This is a genomic window from Streptomyces canarius (assembly GCF_014650735.1).
Taxonomy (GTDB): domain Bacteria; phylum Actinomycetota; class Actinomycetes; order Streptomycetales; family Streptomycetaceae; genus Streptomyces; species Streptomyces olivaceoviridis.
In genome coordinates, this window is sequence record NZ_BMVN01000211.1 from 1 (window position 1) to 836 (window position 836).

1 protein-coding gene is annotated in these 836 nt (G+C 69.1%); it reads right to left on the bottom strand.

Features of this window, described 5'->3' with window-relative positions:
• Positions 1–821 (bottom strand): transposase (locus tag IE294_RS46925; protein ID WP_229918602.1); only part of this gene is annotated, 821 nt, incomplete at its 3' end.
• Positions 822–836: the final 15 nt, after the last annotated feature.

Genomic DNA, 836 nt, shown 5'->3' on the forward strand with positions numbered 1-836 from the left:
CGGGCGAGGCGGGTGTGGATGCCGGGCAGGACCTGGCTGTCGTGGGTGGTGGCCGCGGTGGTGGCAACGTCGGTGATCACGTTAGGGCCGTCGGCAGCACAGGTCTCGGTCAGATGAGCGGCGAACCCCTTCCAGCTGATGATGTGTCCCTGCCGCGCGTAGCGGGCCGAGGTGTCGTAGGGCGAGACGATCGCCCTCGACGACGGCGGCAGACCCGCCCCGCCCTCCTTCTCGGCGGTGCGCCAGCGCAGCTGTCCCGCGGCATCACGGTGATAGTTCTGCACCATGATCTGCCGCAGAGCCTGGATACGAGGACCGGACACACGGTCCGCTCCGAAGCGGTGGAGGTGTTCCAGAAGCCTGACGGCGTCGCTCCCGGTGGCAAGAATCCTGGTCACGGGCTTGGTGGGGTTCTTCCCCAGGCGGACCGGCCGGCCGTAGCGCAGCCCCCAGCCCTCGTCGACCAGCTCGTCCAGCAGATGAGGGGAGATACCTGCGACCTCTTCGAGTGCGGCGCGGACCGCCTCGGTGACCAGCTCCAGACGGGTCAGGTCACGCACCGCGGCCAGGACGTGCGTGGAATCGGTGCGCTGCGTAGTGCGCTCGCGCACCAGTCCGGCCGCCTTCAGGCGCGCGAGTGCGAGGTCGAGGAGGCGGTCGGCACGGCCGTCCCCGGCGAGACGATCACGGAAGTCGCCCAGCACACTGTGGTGGAAGCCAGGATCATCCAGCTCCATGGCCACCGCGTACTTGAAGTCAATGCGGCAGCGGACCGCCTCGGCGGCCTGCCTGTCCGACAGGCCGAGCAGGAACTGCAGCACACAGACGGTGGCCAG